This is a genomic window from Pseudonocardia aurantiaca (assembly GCF_039526725.1).
Lineage (GTDB): Bacteria > Actinomycetota > Actinomycetes > Mycobacteriales > Pseudonocardiaceae > Pseudonocardia > Pseudonocardia aurantiaca.
Map to the genome: position 1 here is coordinate 254,923 of NZ_BAAAJG010000010.1, position 19,575 is coordinate 274,497.

16 protein-coding genes and 1 pseudogene are annotated in these 19,575 nt (G+C 70.1%); 4 read left to right on the top strand and 13 right to left on the bottom strand.

The window, feature by feature from the left end:
* The first annotated feature begins 82 nt into the window (after window positions 1-82).
* Window positions 83-967 (top strand): annotated as a pseudogene (locus tag ABD143_RS16890) (transposase).
* A 24-nt stretch (window positions 968-991) separates the two neighbouring features.
* Here the strand turns inward: ABD143_RS16890 and ABD143_RS16895 are convergent.
* The 8 genes from ABD143_RS16895 to ABD143_RS16930 form a co-directional block, all read right to left on the bottom strand.
* Window positions 992-1,192, bottom strand: coding sequence for a hypothetical protein (locus tag ABD143_RS16895; RefSeq protein WP_343979122.1), 201 nt, complete (start codon window positions 1,190-1,192; stop codon window positions 992-994).
* A 150-nt stretch (window positions 1,193-1,342) separates the two neighbouring features.
* Window positions 1,343-2,170, bottom strand: a complete 828-nt coding sequence (locus ABD143_RS16900) for an NAD(P)-dependent oxidoreductase (protein ID WP_343978647.1) — start codon at window positions 2,168-2,170, stop codon at window positions 1,343-1,345.
* A complete protein-coding gene (locus ABD143_RS16905) occupies window positions 2,170-3,498 on the bottom strand; it encodes an MFS transporter (protein ID WP_343978649.1) in 1,329 nt (442 codons plus the stop codon). The genes ABD143_RS16900 and ABD143_RS16905 overlap by 1 nt, the downstream gene beginning before the upstream one ends.
* A gap of 53 nt (window positions 3,499-3,551) precedes the next feature.
* Complete coding sequence (locus ABD143_RS16910; protein WP_343978652.1) at window positions 3,552-4,718, bottom strand: ABC transporter ATP-binding protein; 1,167 nt, start codon at window positions 4,716-4,718, stop codon at window positions 3,552-3,554.
* A 30-nt stretch (window positions 4,719-4,748) separates the two neighbouring features.
* Complete coding sequence (locus ABD143_RS16915; protein WP_343978655.1) at window positions 4,749-6,506, bottom strand: ABC transporter permease; 1,758 nt, start codon at window positions 6,504-6,506, stop codon at window positions 4,749-4,751.
* A 40-nt stretch (window positions 6,507-6,546) separates the two neighbouring features.
* Window positions 6,547-7,653: an ABC transporter substrate-binding protein gene (locus tag ABD143_RS16920; protein WP_343978658.1), complete on the bottom strand. Its 1,107-nt coding sequence runs from the start codon at window positions 7,651-7,653 to the stop codon at window positions 6,547-6,549.
* A 169-nt stretch (window positions 7,654-7,822) separates the two neighbouring features.
* Window positions 7,823-8,911, bottom strand: coding sequence for an ornithine cyclodeaminase family protein (locus tag ABD143_RS16925; RefSeq protein ID WP_343978661.1), 1,089 nt, complete (start codon window positions 8,909-8,911; stop codon window positions 7,823-7,825).
* A 19-nt stretch (window positions 8,912-8,930) separates the two neighbouring features.
* Window positions 8,931-10,037, bottom strand: a complete 1,107-nt coding sequence (locus ABD143_RS16930; protein WP_343978664.1) for an ornithine cyclodeaminase family protein — start codon at window positions 10,035-10,037, stop codon at window positions 8,931-8,933.
* Between the two features lie 82 nt (window positions 10,038-10,119).
* On the opposite strand from ABD143_RS16930, the gene ABD143_RS16935 reads away from it, so the two are divergent.
* Both ABD143_RS16935 and ABD143_RS16940 read left to right on the top strand, forming a co-directional pair.
* The gene (locus ABD143_RS16935) at window positions 10,120-12,516 is read left to right on the top strand and encodes an MFS transporter (RefSeq protein WP_343978667.1); all 2,397 of its coding nucleotides are present in this window, start codon (window positions 10,120-10,122) and stop codon (window positions 12,514-12,516) included.
* Between the two features lie 148 nt (window positions 12,517-12,664).
* Window positions 12,665-13,267 (top strand): cysteine hydrolase family protein, encoded by a 603-nt coding sequence (locus tag ABD143_RS16940; protein WP_343978670.1) that lies wholly within the window; start codon window positions 12,665-12,667, stop codon window positions 13,265-13,267.
* A 51-nt stretch (window positions 13,268-13,318) separates the two neighbouring features.
* On the opposite strand, the gene ABD143_RS16945 is transcribed toward ABD143_RS16940, so the two are convergent.
* Window positions 13,319-14,206: an NAD(P)-dependent oxidoreductase gene (locus ABD143_RS16945; protein WP_343978673.1), complete on the bottom strand. Its 888-nt coding sequence runs from the start codon at window positions 14,204-14,206 to the stop codon at window positions 13,319-13,321.
* Window positions 14,207-14,393: 187 nt separating this feature from the next.
* On the opposite strand from ABD143_RS16945, the gene ABD143_RS16950 reads away from it, so the two are divergent.
* Window positions 14,394-15,650 carry an NAD(P)/FAD-dependent oxidoreductase gene (locus tag ABD143_RS16950; RefSeq protein ID WP_343978676.1) on the top strand — a complete coding sequence of 419 codons (1,257 nt, stop codon included), beginning with the start codon at window positions 14,394-14,396 and terminating at the stop codon, window positions 15,648-15,650.
* Window positions 15,651-15,740: 90 nt separating this feature from the next.
* On the opposite strand, the gene ABD143_RS16955 is transcribed toward ABD143_RS16950, so the two are convergent.
* Genes ABD143_RS16955 through ABD143_RS16970 form a run of 4 tightly spaced genes read right to left on the bottom strand, consistent with a single transcriptional unit; the run spans window position 15,741 to window position 19,558 of the window.
* Window positions 15,741-16,730 (bottom strand): ABC transporter substrate-binding protein, encoded by a 990-nt coding sequence (locus ABD143_RS16955; protein WP_343978679.1) that lies wholly within the window; start codon window positions 16,728-16,730, stop codon window positions 15,741-15,743.
* Window positions 16,731-16,734: 4 nt separating this feature from the next.
* Window positions 16,735-17,754 (bottom strand): amidohydrolase family protein, encoded by a 1,020-nt coding sequence (locus tag ABD143_RS16960; RefSeq protein WP_343978682.1) that lies wholly within the window; start codon window positions 17,752-17,754, stop codon window positions 16,735-16,737.
* Window positions 17,751-18,443, bottom strand: a complete 693-nt coding sequence (locus ABD143_RS16965; RefSeq protein WP_343978685.1) for a 4-carboxy-4-hydroxy-2-oxoadipate aldolase/oxaloacetate decarboxylase — start codon at window positions 18,441-18,443, stop codon at window positions 17,751-17,753. The genes ABD143_RS16960 and ABD143_RS16965 overlap by 4 nt, the downstream gene beginning before the upstream one ends.
* Entirely contained in the window at window positions 18,440-19,558 is a 1,119-nt protein-coding gene (locus ABD143_RS16970; RefSeq protein ID WP_343978688.1) for a zinc-dependent alcohol dehydrogenase, read from the bottom strand. Before ABD143_RS16970 ends, ABD143_RS16965 begins: the two co-directional genes overlap by 4 nt.
* Window positions 19,559-19,575: the final 17 nt, after the last annotated feature.

Genomic DNA, 19,575 nt, shown 5'->3' on the forward strand with positions numbered 1-19,575 from the left:
GCGCTGCTCGGTCGCAGCGGCGGTCAATCCCAGAACGTCGATAAGAAGATCGGTGTAACTCCTGATCATGGAAGTAGCGCCGATGACTGACGTGACGGCCGAGGAGTCGGCCACTGTGGACGCCCCTGCGACTGCGGCGGGAAACCGGGCCGAGACCGGATTGGACGCGGTCGACGAGCAGCTGATCGACCGGCTGGCCAGCCGCGCCCGAGCGGGTGGGCTGCAGCCGGCCGGCGAGGGCGGGCTGCTGCAGGCGCTGACCAAGCGGCTGATGGAGTCCGCGCTCGAGGGTGAGATCACCGATCACCTCGGCTACGACCGGCACGACCCGGCCGGGCGCGACGGCGGGAACTCCCGCAACGGGCACCGCTCGAAGACGGTGCGCACCGACGTCGGGCCGGTCGAGATCGATATCCCCCGGGACCGGGACGGCAGCTTCGAACCGAAGATCGTCGCCAAACGTCAGAAGCGGCTGTCCGGAGTGGATGAGCTGGTCATCTCGCTGTCGGCGAAGGGCCTGACTACCGGCGAGGTCCAGGCCCACCTGGCCGAGGTCTACGGCGCCGAGGTATCCCGCCAGACCATCTCCACCATCACCGACAAGGTCCTCGACGGGATGGCCGAGTGGCAGAACCGGCCCCTCGACGCGAGGTCTATCCGGTGATCTTCAGGTTGTGGGAGAACGCCTGGGCCGAGTTCGTGCCATTCCTGGCGTTCGACGCCGAGATCCCGCGGGGTGGTCTGCTCGACCAACGCGATCGAGTCGATCAACGCCCGGATCCGCCGGGCGGTGAAGGCCCGCGGACACTTCCCCAACGAACAGGCCGCGCTCAAGTGTGTCTACATGGCGATCATGAGCCTGGACCCCACCGGCACCGGCCGGCGCCGGTGGATGATGCGCTGGAAACCGGCCCTCAACGCCTTCGAGATCGCCTTCGAGGGCCGCCTCGCGGCGGGACGCAAGTAACCCTGTCACCTGTAGTTACACAGTTCAGTTGACAGTCCCGGTTGATCGCCGCCGGTTGTCCGCGCGCAGGTGTGCCAGCGCGGAGTTCTTCAGGTCGGCGATGACCTGCTCGATGATGGCGTCGTCGCGGTGGGTGGCCTCGGCAGCCAGCATCGGCTCGGGGCTGTCGGTGAAGATCGCGTGGTCGCGGTAGACGGCGAACATCTCTGCCTGCCCGGCCGGCACCGTGGTCAGGTTGAGGCGCGCGCTGCTGGCCTGCCGTTGGCCTTCACGTAGGAGGCGAGGCCCGGAGCGGGCCGTCCCGAACTCACGAACCGCGCGTCGAGCGTGAGCGCCCATCGGCGAGCTCCTCCGGGCGAGATCCCGGGCCAGAGATCAGGCGTCGGGGTCGCGGTCGTCGACGATGGCCGCGATGCGCTCGACGGTGATGCCCGCCATCAGCTCGTGGACCCGGTCGGTGAGCGGCAGGTCGTAGCCGATGGTCGCGGCCACCTGCCGGGCGTTCTCGATGTCCTTGCGCCACCAGGTCAGGCGCATCTGCTCGACCTCGGCGAGGGTGCGGCTGGCCGCCGGCCCGTCCAGCACTGCGGCGCGCACCTTGGACGCGGGCACGCCGAGCCGCTGGCCCAGGAGCAGCGCCTCGTGGATGATCGCGACCTGCGCCCAGTGGCAGAGATTGTTGACGGTCTTCCCGACCTGGCCGGCCCCGAGCGGACCGAGGTGGTGCACCCCGACCGTCCACGGCTTCAGGACTGGGCGGATGCGCTCGAGCACCTCGGCGTCGCCGCCCACGAGGAGGTTGATCCGACCTGCCTCCGCGCCTCGTACGCCACCCGTGAGCGCCGCGTCGAGGACCTCGACGCCCCGGTCGCCTGCCGCCGCAGCCACCTCCGCACAGGTGTCGGGACGCACCGACGCGCTGATGAGGAGGGCGGAGCCGGGCCGGGCGCCGGCGAGCAGGCCGTCGTCACCGAGGCACACCCGGCGGACGTCCTCGTCCGACGGCACGATCACGACCACGACGTCGGCTGCCGCGGCGGCGTCCCCCAGCGTCAGGGCGGGCCGGGCGCCACCGGCCGCCAACTCCTCGACGAGCCCGCGGTCGAGATCGAACACCGTGGTCGGTGTGCCGCTCCCGACGAGGTGCTCGGCGATCGGCCGCCCCATCGCACCGAGGCCGACCACCGCAACGGAAAGGTCCATCAGTTCGCTCCTTCGGTATGGGACGTGCCCGAGGGACGGCCCGTGACGCCATCGGCTGCGGCTGGTCGCTGCGCCGCAGGCGGCTCAGGGTCGGGCTCGGGCACGGCATCAGGCACGGATGCCGACGTGTAGTCGCGGACGACGTTGGGGCGCAGCCGGAGCGCAGTCGCGACGAGCACCGGTCCGAGACCGCCGATGGTCAGGGCCGCGACCGGTCCCACCAGTCCGGCGAAGGCCCCGATGACCAGGTCCCCGAGCGCCGGCCCGCCGCGGGAGGACATCTGGTAGAAGGCGGTGACGCGGCCGCGGATCTCGTCCGGGGTGTCGACCTGCACCGCGGCGTGCCGGATCGTGGTCGCCATCGCGTCGAGAGCACCGAGCAGCAGCGCGGCGACCAGCGCGAGCGCGAACCAGCGCGACTGCGCGAGCAGGATCGCGGCGAGCCCGTAGAGCGCCGTGGCGCCCAGGACCACCCGCCCCAGCCGGTTGCTCCTCGCCACGACGCGGAAGACCAGGTACGTGGCGAGCAGCGCTCCGGCCGATGGGGCCGACGACAGCAGGCCGTATCCGGTGGGGCCGACATGGAGGATGTCGAGCGCCAGCGCGGGCAGGAGCACCCGGTAGGCGCCGAAGACGGTCGCGGACAGGTCCAGGGCCATCAGCCGGGTGACGAGCGGGCGGTGCAGCACATAACGGGCGCCCTCGGCGATCGACCCGAAGACCGACCGCGGCGGTCCGTCCTGCGTGAGCGGCGCTACCCGCAGCACGGCGAGCACACCGACGAGCACGGCGTAGGTCACCCCGTCCACCGCGTACATCAGGCCCGGCCCGGCCACCGCGATGAGGATGCCGGCAAGCGCCGGACCGACGAGGACCGCGACCTCACGGGACGGGTTGAGCAGTGCGATCGCCTGGGCGAGCTGGTGCTTGGGCACCATCGCGGGGATGAGCGCCTGGCGGGCAGGCTGGTCGAAGGTCGCCGCGGCCGTCGTGAGCAGGACGCTGACGATCACGTGCCAGGCCTGCGCCTGACCGCTGAACGTCAGGACCGCCAGCACCACCGCCACCACGAGGCTGACGACCTGCGCCCACATCAGCAGCTTGCGCCGGTCGAGCCGGTCGGCGTAGGCGCCCCCGATGGGGCTCAGCACCAGCAGCGCGACCGCCTGGCCCGCGCCGACCAGCCCGGTCTGCAGGACCGAGCCCGTCAGCGCGTAGACCTGGAATAGGTTCGCCGCGACCGTGCCCCTCGTCCCGATCTGGGACAGGACCACGCCGGCCCAGTAGAGGTTGAAGTCGCGGTTGCGGAGCACGTCCGGCACAACCACGTGCAGGGACCTCCATCGACGAGGGGGCGGTGCTGGGATCGGGGAATGCCCTGCTAGTCGACCGGGACCAGGGACAGCTGGTCGGGGTTCATGCGCAGGTAGACCGTCGTCCCCGGCTCGATGGAGACGTTCGGGTTGGAGCGGTTGCGGACCTCCGCCTTGCCGACCTTTACGACGTGGTCGACGGAATCGCCGAGGAAGGCTCGGTTGACGACCTCGCCGGTCCATTCGTTCGGCTCGGTGCCACCCGAGCCGGTGAGGCTGATCTCGACGGCCTCCGGACGGATCGAGACGATCGCCTCGCTGCCCACGGGCAGGGCGACCGCCGAGCGGACGCGCAGCCTGCCCTCCGTCGTGTCGACCGTGACGCAGTCCCCGTCGTGCCCGGCGACCCGCCCGTTGATGAAGTTGGACGTGCCGATGAACTCCGCGACGAACCGCGACCTCGGGTTGGTGTAGATCTCGCGGGGCTTCCCGAGCTGAACGACCTTGCCCTGGCGCATGACTGCGATGTGCGAGGACAGCGCCAGCGCCTCGACCTGGTCGTGCGTGACGTAGATCGAGGTGATGCCCAGCTCGCGCTGCAACCGCTTGAGCTCGAAGCGCAGCGACTCCCGCAGCTTCGCGTCGAGGTTCGACAGCGGCTCGTCGAGCAGCAGCAGGGGCGGCTGCGTGACGATGGCGCGGGCGAGGGCGAGCCGCTGCTGCTGTCCGCCGGACAGCTTGGTGGCCTGCCGGGTGGCCAGGTGGCCGAGCTCCATCACCTCGAGCACCCGGTTGACGCGCTCGGCGATCTCGGCCTTGCCCGGCCGCTGGGAGCGCTTGCGCACCTGCAGCGGAAAGCCCACGTTGTCGAAGACCGACATGTGCGGCCAGATGGCGTAGGACTGGAACACCATCCCGAGGCCGCGCTCGTTCGCGGGCATGTTCACGGTCGACGTGCCGTCGCCGGCGTGGAACATCACCCGGTCGCCGACCGAGATCCGCCCCGAGTCGGGCTTCTCCAACCCGGCGATCGAACGCAGAGTCGTGGTCTTCCCGCAGCCCGACGGGCCGAGCAGGGTGAACATCTCGCCCTGCTGGACCTCGAAGCTCACGTCGTCGACGGCGAAGACGCGCGTCTGCTCCAGGGCCTCACCGTTCGCCTTCGCCGACTTGGCCTGGCTACGGGTCTTCTTGTCGGCCTCGAACGTCTTGACGAGGTTGTCGATGGTCAGCACGTTGCCCTCCTTCGGGCGCAGTTGGTGGAGTCAGTCTTGCCGGAGGCCGACCTTCGCCCCGACCTTGTAGGCGACGGTCACGAGCACCACGAGAGTGAGCACCATGACGACACCGAGGGCAGCGAGGACCGTGAACGAGCCGTTCTCGAACTGCTCGAAGATCAGGATCGACAGCACCTCGTTGCCCGGGCTGTACAGCAGGATGGAGCTGCTCAGCTCGCGGAACGACACCGTCAGGATGTAGATGAAACCGGCGATCAGCCCGGGGCTCAGCAGCGGCAGCAGCACCCGCCGGAACGTCTGCCACCAGCTCGCACCACTGACGTGTGCCGACTCCTCGAGCTCGGCCGAGATCTGGTGCATCGACGTGATCGCGTAGCGCATCCCGTAAGGCATGTACCGGGTGCAGTAGGCGATCAGCAGGATGAACAGCGTCCCGTAGATCGGGATCGGGCTGCGCAGATACACGAACGAGATCCCGAGGCCGAGGACGAGCCCGGGGATCACGAGCGGGACGAACGCCGCATGGTCCACCAGGCCCCGGCCGGGGATCTTCGAGCGCACGACGATCCACGCCGCGACAGACATGAACAGCATGACGAGCGTGGCCGACCCGATGCCCAGGATCAGGCTGTTCTTGAGCGCGGTCCCGGCCTGCGACAGCTCGGCGAGCGCTCGGTAGTTGTCGAGCGTCATCGTGCGGAATGCCTCGGCCGAAGGCGCGACGTAGAACCTCAGCAGGGACGTGTAGATCAGCACGGCGAGCGGCGCCACCACGGTCGCCACGAAGTACAGGATGATGAGCACCCCCGCCACCGGCCGGAACCGGCCGAGATCGATCGGGCGCGGTCGGAACCCCTTGCCGGTCACGGTCTGGAAGTTCTTGCTGTCCTTGCCGACCCGGTTGCTCAGGATGACGCCGACGACCGCTATCGCGAGCAGCCCGAGCGCCAGCGCGCCCGCCCCGGCGAGGTCCGGCGGGTAGCTGCGGAGCGTGAAATAGATTTGACTGGTGAAGACGTAGATCCCGTTCTGCAGGCCGAGCAGGGCAGGCACCTCGAAGCTTTCGAGGCTCCGCACTGTCATAACCAGGATGCTCGCGACGATCGCCGGGCGGACGAGTGGAGCGGTGATCTTCCGGAACGTCGTCCAGCGGCTCGCACCGCTCATGAGCGCCGACTCCTCCAGCGACGGGTCCATGGAGCGGAACGCCGCGACCATCAGGAGGAAGACGATCGGCGAGAGATGCAGGCCCTCGACCCAGATCATCCCCCAGATGGTGAAGATGTCGAAGAAGGCGGGGCCGACGAGCGGCTCGAGGAACGCATTCAGCAGGCCGATGTCGGGACTGGCCAGGAAGATCCACGCGATGGTGTAGAGGATCCCCGGGATGATCAGCGGGATCATCGACGCCGCGAAGAACAACGGCTTGAACGGCACGTCGGTCCGCACGTTGAGGTAGGCCAGCGTGGTGCCGACGACCAGACTGAGGAGCGCCGACCCGAAGGCGAACCACAGCGAGTTCCCGATGAGCGTGCCGATCCCGTCCGCGGAGTAGACCCGCCCGAAGGCGCCGAGCGTGAAGCCGTCCGCGTCGAAGAAGGTCCCGTAGAGCAGGTAGTAGAGCGGGACGAGCGCGAGGTAGCCGATGACGGCCGCCACGCCGGCGACGATCAGCGTCTTGGGCCTGAGCAGCGAACGGCGGACCCGGGCCAGCCGGCTCGAAGCGGGCCCGGGCGGCTGCGATCGCGGCACCGTCGACGGCGGCGCCGGGGTCACTGTGGCCATGTCATCACCTCCGGTCGGGGTCGGGGAGCAGGGAACGCTGTCACGCCGAGCCGCTCCGGGTGACCTCGGCGTAGAGGTCGTCCCACTTCTTGGCGTTGTTGAGCAGCTCGGGCTCCGGCACGGTCACGATCTCGAGCCCGTCGAGGGCCTTCGCTGCCTCCGCGGTGGCGCCGATCCGGTTCGCCCCGGCGATCTTCTCCTGGCCTGCGCTGAGCTCGTAGTCCACGAACAGCATCGCCGCGCACGGGTTGACGGCGTTCTTCATCAGCCCGATCCCGTTGGGCCGGACGACGACGGGCTGGGCGGCCGCACCCTGCGCCGTCTTCCAGGCGACGTGCGCGCCCTTGTCCGCGGCGTTGTCGATGGTGTGGCTGTACGCCGAGACCGACACGGCGAACTGGCCCGCCGACAGCAACTCCCCCTGCACGGTGTGGCCCTTGGCGATCTGGGCGTTCGCGGCAACGGCCTTGAACAGGTCGAGGGCCTCCTGCTCACTGCGGCCTTGCCGGACGAGGTGCTGGTAGAGGGCGGTGAACCAGTCGACGTCGCCGATCTCCATCGACACCCGGCCCTTCCACTTCGGATCGGCGAGATCCTCGAAGCTAGTCGGCTCCTCCCCCGGCTTGACCAGGTCGGTGTTCCAGCCGATCACGAATGCGTTGAACCGGGTGGCGGTCCACCCGTCGGCTTTGCCCTCCTCGCGCACGGCGTCGCGCAACTCGCCTTCGTACGGCGACAGCAGACCCTCCTGCTGCATCACGTTCAGCTCGATCGCATTCGTGTCGACGACGTCGGTACCGTAGTAGCGGGCCGTCTGCTCCTGGAGCACGCGCTGCAGGACCGACTCCGAGTTGCCGCGGTAGACGCTGACCTCGATGTCGTAGGTGTCGGTGAATCCCTCGATCATGGCGTCCATGTCGGTGTTCGACGTGTAGGCCGAGAGCTTGCCTTCCTCCTCCGCGCACTTGACGAGCTCGTCGGTGCGCTGCTGGCCCGACAGGCCGTTGATGCGTTGGTATGTGTGGGTGGCAGCTGTGTCCTCGGGGGCGCCGTCCGCCGGGCCGGCGGTCGGCGAGCCGCCGCACGCGGCGAGGAAGAAGGCGGCCGCGGTCGAGACGGCGGCCGCGAAGGCGAGAGAGCGCGGCATCGAGTTCTCCTGCGGGGATGGCCGGCCGTAGCCGGAGGGGAGGTCGGTTCCTCAGGGGAGAAGATAACACGCATTGGTCTGACGTCATACCCTTTCGACCGACCAGCAAGTATCCAGCACGAGGACCCTGAATCGCTACGGCGATGTGCCCGCGCATGTTCGGCTCGACCTAATCGCGAATGTCCTGGAGGAACCATTCCGTCGGGAACGGCGTCCCCAGGTCCCGGTCCCGTGCCTGCCGCCATACGTGCCCTCCGACTGCCGCGAATTGCAGCCCCTGCGTCCCCGTCGTGACGAACAGCGTCACCTCGTCCGCGCCGGCGCGGGCCTGCATCCGCCCACGATGGACGTCGGTGAGGGTCGGGAAGACGCCGGTCTCCCGGCTGCCGCTTGCCGGGATGCGCGCCCGCTCGTGCGGCTGGCCCGAGACGTAGGCCGCGATGCCCCCGGCCGCCCACTGCATTCCCGGCACGGGCGTCCCGCTCGGAACGGTGTTGACGCCGAGCTGCAGTACCCGGTCGGCTCGCGCGAGCAGACCGGGCGAGAGCTCCCGGCGCGTCACGCAGGTGACGTGGGTGCCTGGGGAGAGCCATTCCGGGTCGAACGTGGGAGACATCGAGTCGGTCGCGGTCGCGACGATGCCGGCCCCCCTGACCGCCTCCTCCGGCGAGTCGACCGCACGCACGTCCAGGCCGAGATCCTCGCGCGCGGTCGCCGCGAAACGCTCCCGGTTCGCCCGCGTCGGGCTGTGCACGAGTACCGACCGCAATGTCCGCACCTGCGCGATCCCCTCGAGGTAGGTGCGCGCCATCCCGCCGGATCCGAGGAGACCGAGGGTCTCGGCCTCCGGGCGCGCCATGAGGTCCGCGCCGATGGCCGCGGCGGCGCCCACCCGCATGTGCTGCAGGTATCCGTCCTGGAGCAACGCCAGCGGCTCGCCGTCGGTGATCGCGTACAGCAGGACGATCCCCGAGTACGTCCCCGGCCGGATGCAGTACTTCTCCTGCGTCCGCCCGCCGGGCCACGAGACCACATCGGACTTCAGCCGGACGGCCACCACGCCGTAGGACCGGCTGGCGCCGGACATCGATCCCCACTGGTAGTAGTCGTCATCGCGCCCGGTCGGGGCGTACAGGTCGATCCGCGGCACATACGCCGCGTCGCCGCAGGCGAGGTCGGCGTAGCCCGTGCGCAACGCCGCGATCGCGCCTGACATGTCGAGCACAGCCGCGACGTCGGCATTGGTGAGCAGGCGCATGTCAGTTCCAGATGTCCTTTCAGTCCCGGATGTCCTGGAGGAACCAGGAGGTCGGCAGCTCGCGGCCGAGGCCCCGCTCGCGGCACTGCTCGTAGACGTGCCCTGCGACAGCGAAGAACTGGGCGCCCTGGATGTTGCCGCGCTCGGAGTAGGTGATCTCGGCGTCGTTGGTGCGCGCGCGGTCCCGGCCCGCGAGGACGTCCTCCAGGTAGACGAGTCGGGGCGCGCCGGGCCCCTGCGGCGGGCGGCGGACGCGGCCGTGCGAGTGCCTGGCCCAGACCGGGTCGCTGGGGCGGGCGGCGTAGGCAAGGAACTCGTCGGCGGGGCGCCAGGACGGCGCGGTCGCCGGAGCAGGGGCGGTGCCGAGTCGCAGCCACGCGTCGAGCCGGTCGCGCGTGCGGGCGTCGAGCCGCCCGCCGATGCAGGTCACGTGCGTGCCCGGCGCCAGCCAGTCGCCGACGATCACCTCGGCCGCGGCGTCGGTGCAGGCGGTGACGACGTCGGCGCCGCGGAATGCGTCGCGCGGTTCGTCCACCGCCACGACCTCGAGCCCGTGGCGCTCGCCCATCTCGGCGGCGTAGCGCTCGCGGTTGGCCCTCGTCGGGCTGTAGACCTGCACGCGTTCCAGCGGGCGGACGGTGAGCAGGGCCTCCAGATGCGCGCGGGCCATGCCGCCCGAGCCGAGCATGCCGAGCACCCGGGCGTCCGGGCGCGCGGCGTGTTTCGTGCCGATCGCCGAGTCGGCGCCCACCCGCATGCGCTGCAGCACTCCGTCGTTGAGCAGGGCGAGCGGCTCACCGGTGCGGGTGGACAACAGGAAGACCAGCCCGCAGAAGGTGCCCGGCGCCACGCAGTGCTTCTCCTGTGTGCGGGTGCCGCCGTACTCCACCTCGGTGAGGACGTCGGACTTCATCCGGATCGCGAAGTAACCCGACGACGCGGAGCCGCCCTCCATGGTTCCCCACTGGTAGACCGACCGGGCGTCGCCCACGGGAAAGCGCAGGTCGATCCGCGGCCGGCAGATCGCGTCCCCGGCCGCGAGGTCCTCGTAGGCCTGCTCCAGTACCGCCACGACCGCCGGCATCGTCAGGACGCTCGCTGTCGCCTCGTTGTCGATCAGCAACATTGCTCTTCCTCTTTTCTGCGTGTAGGTCATACCATTTGCCCAACGCTGGGGGAAGAGGTGAACGGGTGGAGACCATGGCGGCGTGAGCCGGCTCGTCGCGACGGCACAGGCCGCGCTCGCCCGGGTGTTCCGGTCGTTGCTCGAGGCCAACTTCCGCCGGTACTTCGCAGGCCAGGCGGTCTCGGTGATCGGCACGTGGACGCAGCGGGTCGCCCAGGACTGGCTCGTCCTGGAGCTGTCCGGCAGCGGCGTCGCGCTCGGCGTCAGCATGGTCCTGCAATTCGGACCCACGCTCCTGCTCGGTCTGTGGGGCGGCACCGTCGTCGACCGCGTCGACCGCCGCCGCCTGCTCGTCGTCACCCAGTCCGTGCAGGCGTTGCTGGCGGCACTGCTGGGCGGGCTCGCGATCGCCGGCGTCGTGCAGCTCTGGATGGTCTACGCCCTCGCGCTCGCGCTGGGCGTCGTCACCGTGCTGGACAACCCGGCGCGACAGGCGCTCGTCGGGGAGATGGTGCGGCCGGCCGACTACGTCAACGCACAGTCCCTCACCTCGACCGTGAACAACACCGGGCGGCTGGTGGGTCCGGCTGTCGCCGGCCTGCTCATCGCGACCACCGGGATCGGCGTCGCGTTCCTCGTCAACGCGGTCTCCTTCCTCGCCGTGCTCGTCGGGCTCCTGCGGATGGACCCGGGAGCGTCACGCGCCACGCGTGGCGGTCGGCGCAAGGGCAGTGCCCGCGAAGGGCTGCGTTACGTCCGGCGGACGCCCGATCTGTGGGCGACCCTGTTACTGGTCGGGGTCGTGGGACTCTTCGGACAGAACTTCCGGGTGGTCCTGCCGCTGCTCGCGCAGGACACCTTCCACGGCGGCCCGGAGGTGTACGCCTACCTCACCGCCGCACTCGGGCTGGGCGCCGTGGTCGGCGCGCTGGTCACCGCCTCTCGCGAGACGGCGACGGCCTGGGGCATGTTGTTGGCCTGCACGGCCTTCGGGGCGGTCAACGTCCTCGCGGCGGCCGCGCCGGCGTTGCCGCTTGCCTACGTCGCGATGGTCGCGCTGGGCGTCGTCAACATCGTGTTCAACACGCTCGGCCGGTCCGTCCTGCTGCTGGGCAGCGACCCGGACATGCACGGGCGGGTGCTCGCATTGCACGGTCTGGTGTTCCTCGGGACCACTCCGTTGGGCGGGCCGCTGCTGGGGTGGATCTGCGAGGCCTTCGGCGCGCGCGCGGGGTTCGTCGTCGCCGGAGCGAGCGCGCTGGTCGCGTGCGCCGCCCTGGCCCCCCGGCTCCGGGCGCAGCGCCGCCGGGCGGCAGCGCCCGCTCAGGTCCAGCAGCAATGGTATGAACATTTTCCTTTTCCTGTTACCGTGAGCGACGGACCAACGGCGGCTCCTGCGGAACCGCCGCCGACACACGCCGAACCGGCCGACGGCCGGGGAACGGGAGATCGCATGGGCAAGAAGGGACGCGTCTTCGTCCGCGGACTGACCTCGGAGACCTACGGGCTCGGCGAGTTCCGTAAGGCGCAGCTCGGCGCGGAGCGCGTGCGCGACGACACCGTGGTCGTGGACGACGCCAAGGTCGGCCACTCCGGGGACTCCGAGAAGTCGCGCACCTGGTGGCGGATCGGGCCCGGCGACGAGGAGTTCCTGACCCAGACCCTGCAGGTCCACTTCGTGGAGCTGCCCCCGCACAGCTCGAACCACGGCCACGGGCACCAGAACGAGGCCGCCTTCTACATCCTCGAGGGCGCCGGCTACGAGATCCACGACGACCAGCGCTACGACTGGAAGAAAGACGACCTCGTCTTCGTCCACACCGACTCCGTCCACCGGCACTTCAACCCCTACGACGAGACGGCCAGAGCACTCGTCGTCAAGGCGAAGTGCACGTGGATGTTCATGGGGCTGATCCAGCAGGGCCGCAGCGGCCCGATCGAGCGTGAGGACGAGTTCGGTCCGCGCGAGGACTGGTCGAGGGTCTGGACGCCCGGCGTGCTCGACCGCAAGAAGGTCGTGAGCCCGGAGGACACCGTCTGGGAGATCACACCGCTGGGCAACGTGCGCCACCTGCTGAACAAGGAGCGCAGCGATCTGCGCCAGTTCGCTGTGGACGTCTTCGAGCTCGCGATCCCGGCCGGCAGCCGCTCCGGGAAGCACTGGAAGATGGCGGACGAGGTCGACTACGTCCTCTCCGGCGAGGGCTACTCCCTGCACTGGGAGGTGCAGGAGGAGATCGCGGAGAAGTACTACGCCCGCATCGCCAAGGAGCCGACCCGGCACGAGATCAAGAAGGGCGACACGCTCTACGTCCCGCAGAACACCGTCGTGCAGCACTTCGCGGCCGACGGGTCCGAACTGCGGATGCTCGCCTCACAGAACCGCGTCTTCAAGCACCTCGGCTACGACACGGTGCACTACTTCGAGAACGCCCCGGAGTACGACGCCGCCGAACTGGGCGCATCCGCCCGGGTCTGAGCGCCGGAACACCTAGGGCGCTCATAGTGCCAAGATCGCGGGGAGCCCCACCCAGGGGCACCCCGCGATCTCGCTCCGCCATCCGTGCCATCAGCGCCATCCGCATCGTTTCGACAGCTCCCGTTGCCCGTCCCGATCGGAGTCCACGGTGAATCCTCTTGACCCCTCCCGGACCGGCGTCGTCGTCTTCGACATGCTCGAGGCCTACCGCGCCGCCATCGAGGACGCCGGTGCGGTCGAGCCGGCCCAACGGCTGATCGCGGCCTGCCGGGGCGTCGGCGTCCCCGTGTTCTACGCGCGCGCCGACCACCGCGCCGACGGGGCCGACCTCGCTCGCACCGCCACTGACACCGACCCCCGTTTCCGCCCGTGGGGCCCCGACAATCCAGTCCCGATGAAGCCGGCCCATGCGTCCGGCACGCCGGGCCTCGCGGTCCTTCGGGAGATCGCGCCTCAGCCAGGTGACTACGACGTGCCCAAGCACCGCTGGTCTGCGTTCTTCGGTACGCACCTCGAACTGTCGTTGCGGAGCCGAGACATCGACACGATCCTGCTCCTGGGCGGCTCGGTGCACGTCGGCATCGCATCGACCGCCTTCACCGCGCGCGACATGGACTTCCAGGTGACCGTCGTGAGCGACTGCTGCCACGGCTTTCCCGAACAGCGGCAGTTCTTCATGACGAAGGTCTTCCCCCGCATGTGCCACGTCTCGACGGTCGACGACGTTGTCGGGGCCCTGGCCGGTGCATAGACCAGCGGCACGGTCTGGTCACCGGGCCGCTCGCACTGGCCGCTGGTCATCTCATGCTTCGTCCTCGTACGCCGGCATCAGCCACCCGTCAGCCTGAAAGCCGCCGTCGCGCAGGACTCCCCGAGCCCTGGTCCCCTTGATCAATTCGTGAACCAGCCCGGTCAGCGGAAGGGACAGGCCCGCCTCGGTCGACGCCTCCAGGACCATCCGCATGTCCTCGTGCGCCCATGGCAGGTCGCGCGGGCGTTGCCAGGTCTCCAGCACCCACGACCGGGCACTGCTCGGGAGCAGGGCCTCGACCATCGCCGCTCGGCGCACTCCCAGCGCCTCACCGAGTTGCAGCGCTTCGACCACACTCGCGATGTTCGACCAGAGCAGCATGTTGTTCACGAGCTTCGCCGCCTGGCCGGCACCCGGGCCGCCGACGTGGACGACGTCCGAGCAGAAGGCCTGAAGTACGCCCTCGCACTCGCGCAGCGCCGTGCCCGACCCTCCCACGAGCGCCAGGAGGTCGCCCTGTCGTGCACCGTGGTCACCGCGGCACAGCGGCGCATCCAACAGCCGCGCACCGGCCACGTCGGCCGCGGCGTGCAAGGTGCGCATCAGGTCGGGCTCGACGGTGGAACAGACGAGCGTGAGGCAGTCCTTGAGTGCCGGGCGGTAGGCGCCGCCGTCGAGCACAATCCTCGCCACGGCGCGCCCCTCGACCAGGACGAGGCACACGTCCGTCCCGACCAGGTCGTCCGGACCGGCGCCGCGCTGCATGCCCGCCGCCTCGAGGTCCGCGCCCGCCTGCGGGTCCAGATCGACCCCGACCACCCGGTGGCCCATCTCGAGCAGATGTCCGGCGATGGGCCGGCCCATCTTCCCGAGCCCGACGACGCCCACGGTCCGCATCTCGGCCAGCCGTTCCCCGGTGCCGTCATGACATGGCTTCATCTCTCGTCCGCCCTCACCCGCGTCGGCTAACCGATGGCGCATAGCCTGAAGGTCTTACCATTATCCCACCGAGGTGGCAACGGGTGCCTACCGCGTCGTCCTCTGGTATAAAGGTAAGACCTTTTGCTCTACCGAAGGGAAGCTCGATGTCGTGCACGAGCCCGCGGGGGTCCCTCCGAGGCCTCCGGTGAGGACGGGCACCCTCATCGTCGGCGCGAGCCAAGCCGGCCTCCAGCTGGCCGTCTCGCTGCGCGAGCTGGGCGACACCACGCCGATCACGCTCGTCGGCGAGGAACCGCACCCGCCCTACCAGCGCCCGCCGCTGTCGAAGGAGTTCCTGTCCGGCGCGGCGGAACGCGGCTCTCTGGCGTTCCGCAAGCCGGCCTGGTACGCGGAGGCGGGGATCGAGCTCGTCACGGGCGAGCGCGTCACCGACCTGGCCTTCACCCCCGGCGGCCACCCCGGTGGCGCCGCGGTCACCACCGCAGGGCGCGAGGTGATCTTCGAGCGGCTCGCCCTCACCGTGGGGGCGGGTCCCCGGCGGTTGGCGGTAGCCGGGACCGATCTGGACGGCGTGTGCTATCTGCGCGGCCTCGATGACGCGGCACGGTTGCGGGCTCGCCTGTCCGGAGCGCGGCACGTGGTCGTCGTCGGCGGCGGTTTCATCGGCCTGGAGGCGGCGGCCGCCGCCCGCGCCCAGGGCAAGGCCGTCACCGTGGTGGAGGCGGCCGAGCGGCTGGTCTCCCGGAACGTGTCACCGGTCGTCTCGGAGTTCTGCCGGCAGGCGCACGAGCGCCGCGGCACCACGGTGCTGCTCTCGGCCACCGTCGCCGCGTTCCGCGGGGAGCGGGGCCGGGTGAGCGCAGTGGCGCTGGCCGACGGAACCGAGCTTCCCGCCGACCTCGTCGTGATCGGAGTGGGCGTGGTCCCGCGGACCGAACTGGCCGAGCGGATCGGTGTGGAGTGCGACGGCGGCATCGTGGTCGATGCCCACGCCCGGACGAACGTGCCGAGCGTCGTCGCGGCAGGTGACTGCACGGTTCGGCCGCATCCCCTGACCGGCGAAGGGAGGGTTCGGCTCGAGTCGGTCCAGAATGCGGTGGCGCAGTCCGCTGTCGCCGCCGCCACGCTGCTGGGCAGGCTCGACAATCCGCGGGCCGTGCCGTGGTTCTGGTCCAACCAGGGTGACGTGCGGCTGCAGATGGCCGGGCTCTCGACCGGCTACGACGAGCACGTGGTCCGCGGGAAGCCGGACAGCGAGCGCTTCTCCGTCCTCTACTACCGCGGGGGCCGGTTGCTGGCGGTCGACGCGGTCAACAACCCGGTCGACTACATGGTCGTGCGCAAGGCGCTCGCCCAGGGCGCCACCATCCCGCCCGACCGCGCGGCCGACACCGCAACCCCCCTGAAGAGCCTGGTCTCCGGGACCGACGTGGCTGCCTGAGAAGACGTGGCCGCCTGAGAAGACGTGGCCGCCTGAGAAGGGGAGCCGCCGGCCATGAACCCGGCCCGGCGGCTCCACCTGGGACGAGGGTCAGATGACGAAGGACTCCGTCGACTCCGGCGCGAACAGCTCGTCGGGCCGCCACAGCCGGCGCGACAGCCCCTGGTCGTGGTGGTAGCGCAGAAACGTCGCCAGCGTCTCGACGTTGGCGTCCAGCCCGTAGGACCAGTAGTCCTCGCCGAGCAGGGCCGTGGCCTGTTCCAGGTCCTGGTTGAGCCAGGGCAGCATGAAACGCAGGGCCGAGGAGTCGTAGAGGTTCGCGAACGCCTGCTGCTTGGCCTGCAGCATCGCCTTGTACAGCGACTGCGCCACCCAGGGGTGCTTCTCGTAGACGTCGCGGCGCAGTACGACGACGTGCATGATCGGGAAGATCCCGGTGGCCGCGAAGTACTCCTTCTCGGCCGCGACGACGTCGGGGAACACCCGGCGCACCCGCGCGTCGCGCGCCGCGAAGGGCGAGGGGATACGCGGGGTGCACAGCGCGTCGATCTCGCCCTCGGCCAGCATCGCCGAGAGTGTCCTGCCCTCGGGCGCGCGGCTGACCTCGATCCCGCCGAGATCGACCCCGGCCTTCTCGATGCGTCCCGGCCGCTCCTGGCCGCCGGTCACGTACCTCACCGAGTCGACGGGCACCCCGTGCCGGTCGGCCAGGATCCCCCGGGCCCACACGCCGGCCGTGAGCTGGAACTCCGGGGTGCCGACGACCTTGCCGCGCAGGTCCTCGGGCCCGGAGATCCCGGCGTCGGCGTGGCAGTAGAGGGAGCCGTGGCGGAACATGCGCGAGGTGAAGACCGGCAGCGCGACGAAGGGCGCCGGGTCGGCCTGCAGCGACAGCACGTAGGTCGAGAGCGACATCTCGGCCACCTCGAACTCCCGGTGGCGCATCATCCGGAAGAACGTCTCCTCGACGGGCAGCCGCAGGTAGGTCAGTTCGATCCCGTCAGGCCGGATCGTGCCTTCCTCGATCGCCCGGGTGCGGTCGTAGTCGCCGCAGGCGAAGGTCAGGGACAGCCGTGCCATGTTGCTACCTCCCGGCAGCTGTGAGCTGCGCGTCCAGGCGCGGGTAGACGCGCCGCACGTTGGCCTCGAAGATCTTGTGCCGCTGCTCCTCGGTCAGCTCGGCGCGGTCGACGTAGTGCTTCGTGTCGTCCCAGGGAACGCCCGTGGCCGGATCCGCACCGCGCACCGCGCCGATCATCTCGGAGGCGAACAGAACGTTGTCGGCGTCGATGACGCGCAGCAGGAGGTCGATCCCGGGCTGGTGGTACACGCAGGTGTCGAAGAAGACGTTGCGGAACAGCTCGGACGGGTCGGGACGGCCCATCCGCATCGCCAGCCCCCGGTAGCGCCCCCAGTGGTAGGGCACCGCGCCACCGCCGTGCGGTATCACGAACCGCAGCGTCGGGAAGCGCTCGAACAGATCGCCTTCGAGCAGCTGCATGAACGCCGAGGTATCGGCGTTGAGGTAATGCGCGCCGAGGGCGTGGACGCTCGGGTTGCACGAGCTGGACACGTGGATCATCGCCGGGACGTCCAGCTCCACCATCGCCTCGTACAGCGGGAACCAGTACTCGTCCGTGAGCGGCTTCGAGGTCCAGAACCCGCCCGACGGGTCGGGGTTGAGGTTGCAGCCGACGAAACTCATCGTCTCCACACACCGCCGCAGCTCCGCGACAACACCGTCGAGCGGGCCGTCCGGGGTCTGGGGCAGCTGGCAGACGCCTGCGAAGTGCTCGGGGAACAGGCCGACCACGCGGGCGATCAGGTCGTTGCACTCCCCCGCCCATGCCTGCGCGGTCGCCACGTCGGGTATGTGGTGCTCCATGCCGGCCGCCCGTGGCGAGAAGATCATCAGGTCGCCGCCGCGTTCACGCAGCAGCTTGAGCTGGTTGCCCTCGATGCTCTCGCGGATCGCGTCGTCGCTGATCGACGGGGCCGCCGGCACGAGGAGCGACGGGTCGGCGAGCGCAGCGAGCTGTCCCGCGCGGAACTCCTGGTGCCCGGCAGGCGTGGTGGTGAAATGCCCGTGACTGTCGATGATCACTGCTGCGCCGGCTCCTGGTCGAGGTAGGTCAGGCCCTTGCTCGCGAGCCTCTCGCGCATCCGGTTCACGTCGAGGCCGAGCTCTCCGCTCGCATAGCGCTCGCGCGTCGCACTCTCCTTCTCCTCGCGGGCGACGGCCGCGTCGAGCACCTGTGCCGCCCTGGCGCGGGGCACCACGACGACACCGTCGTCGTCGGCGACCACGACGTCTCCGGGCTGCACCCATTGGCCTGCGCACACCAGACCCACGTTGACGTCGCCGAGGGTCTCCTTGACCGTGCCGAAGGCACAGACGTAGCGCGACCACACGGGGAAACGCATCGCGGTCAGATCGGCGACGTCGCGGCAGCCTGCGTCGATGACCAGACCCCGCACACCGCGCGCAGCGACAGCCGTGGCGAGCAGGTCGCCGAAGTACCCGGCCTCGGACGGGGAGGTGGGAGAAACGACCAGCACGTCCCCGTCCTGGCACTGTTCCACGGCGACGTGGAGCATCCAGTTGTCCCCCGGCGGGACGCTGACGGTGACCGCCGTGCCCGCGATGCGGGCACCGGGGTAGATCGGGCGCAGGGCCGGGTCGAGCAACCCGGTGCGCCCCTGCGCCTCGTGGACGGTCGAGACGCCCAGCGCCGCGAGCCCGTCGACGAGCCCTCGGTCCGTGCGCGCGATCCCGCGGACCACCACACTCATGCCGCCACTCCCCACGGGAGCAGCGAGACGTGCACGACGTCTTCCTCGACCTCGCCGCCCACCGCGCGGATCGCCCGATCGACGTCCGCGAGCCCGAAGCTGTGGGTGCTCAGCCGCTCGAGCGGGAAGCGCCCCGAGGCGAGCTGGCCGAGGGCGAGCTCGACTGCGCGGTAGCCGTGGCCGCGGGCGCTCCTGATCGTGATGGCCTTCTCGGTGATCTTCTTGAGCGGGAAGTCGGGAAAGGCCGCCAGCTCGCCCTGCACGACCATCACGCCCTCGCGGCGCTTCAGCGCGTCGATGCCCAGCAGCACCGGAGCGGTGCCGGCGCCTGCGGTGCAGTCGAGCACCACGTCCACCCCGGAGCCGCCGGTGATCTCCATGATCCGGGTCAGCGGGTCCTCCTGCTGTACGTCGATGACCGCGTCCGCACCCAGCACCTTGGCCAGTTCGAGCCGTGCGGTGTCCCGCGTCGTCCCGGTGACGATGATCGTCGAGGCTCCGGCCTGCTTGCAGGCGACGACCTGCGACAGCCCCTGCTGGCCGGGACCCTGAATGAGCACCGTGGATGCAAAACCGACGCCGCCGGCGTTCAAGGCCCACTCGATGCCGTTGGACAGCGGCGTGACCAGGCCGGCCAGCTCGGCGGACACGCCGTCCGGAACCCGGTGCGTGACCGCGTTCCACGGCAGGTAGAGGTACTGCGAGAACCCACCCCAGAGGTGCCCCGGCTTGTCCGCGGAGGTGTAGCCGTAGCGGCGGGCGTCGGGATTGGTGCGCCAGTCGGTCAGCTCGCAGTGCCGGTACTCCCCCGCCTGGCACCAGTCGCACCGGAAGCAGCCGACGTAGTGCTCGACGAAGATCCGGTCACCTTCCGCGAGCCCCTTGCGCTCGGTGAACGCCCGCCCTGCCTTGGCGATGACCCCGACGTTCTCGTGCCCCATGATCACGGGGTCCGGGAACGGCGGCTTGGCGTACATCTTGACGTCGGTGCCGCAGATCCCGGCGACCTCGACCTTGAGCAGGGCGCCGTCCTCGGGCACGTCGGGCATGGCGAACTCGCGGAGTTCGGTGATGCCCGGGCCCGTCCTGACCGCCGCCAAGACCTGATCTGCCATTGAGTGCTCCTCCGCTC

Coding starts and splice junctions, on each gene's coding strand:
- ABD143_RS16930 (WP_343978664.1), bottom strand. CDS start 10,037: ATGTTGCTGATCGACAACGAGGCGACAGCGAGCGTCCTGACGATGCCG.
- ABD143_RS16945 (WP_343978673.1), bottom strand. CDS start 14,206: ATGAAGCCATGTCATGACGGCACCGGGGAACGGCTGGCCGAGATGCGG.
- ABD143_RS16915 (WP_343978655.1), bottom strand. CDS start 6,506: ATGGCCACAGTGACCCCGGCGCCGCCGTCGACGGTGCCGCGATCGCAG.
- ABD143_RS16970 (WP_343978688.1), bottom strand. CDS start 19,558: ATGGCAGATCAGGTCTTGGCGGCGGTCAGGACGGGCCCGGGCATCACC.
- ABD143_RS16925 (WP_343978661.1), bottom strand. CDS start 8,911: ATGCGCCTGCTCACCAATGCCGACGTCGCGGCTGTGCTCGACATGTCA.
- ABD143_RS16900 (WP_343978647.1), bottom strand. CDS start 2,170: ATGGACCTTTCCGTTGCGGTGGTCGGCCTCGGTGCGATGGGGCGGCCG.
- ABD143_RS16965 (WP_343978685.1), bottom strand. CDS start 18,443: ATGAGTGTGGTGGTCCGCGGGATCGCGCGCACGGACCGAGGGCTCGTC.
- ABD143_RS16920 (WP_343978658.1), bottom strand. CDS start 7,653: ATGCCGCGCTCTCTCGCCTTCGCGGCCGCCGTCTCGACCGCGGCCGCC.
- ABD143_RS16955 (WP_343978679.1), bottom strand. CDS start 16,730: ATGGCACGGCTGTCCCTGACCTTCGCCTGCGGCGACTACGACCGCACC.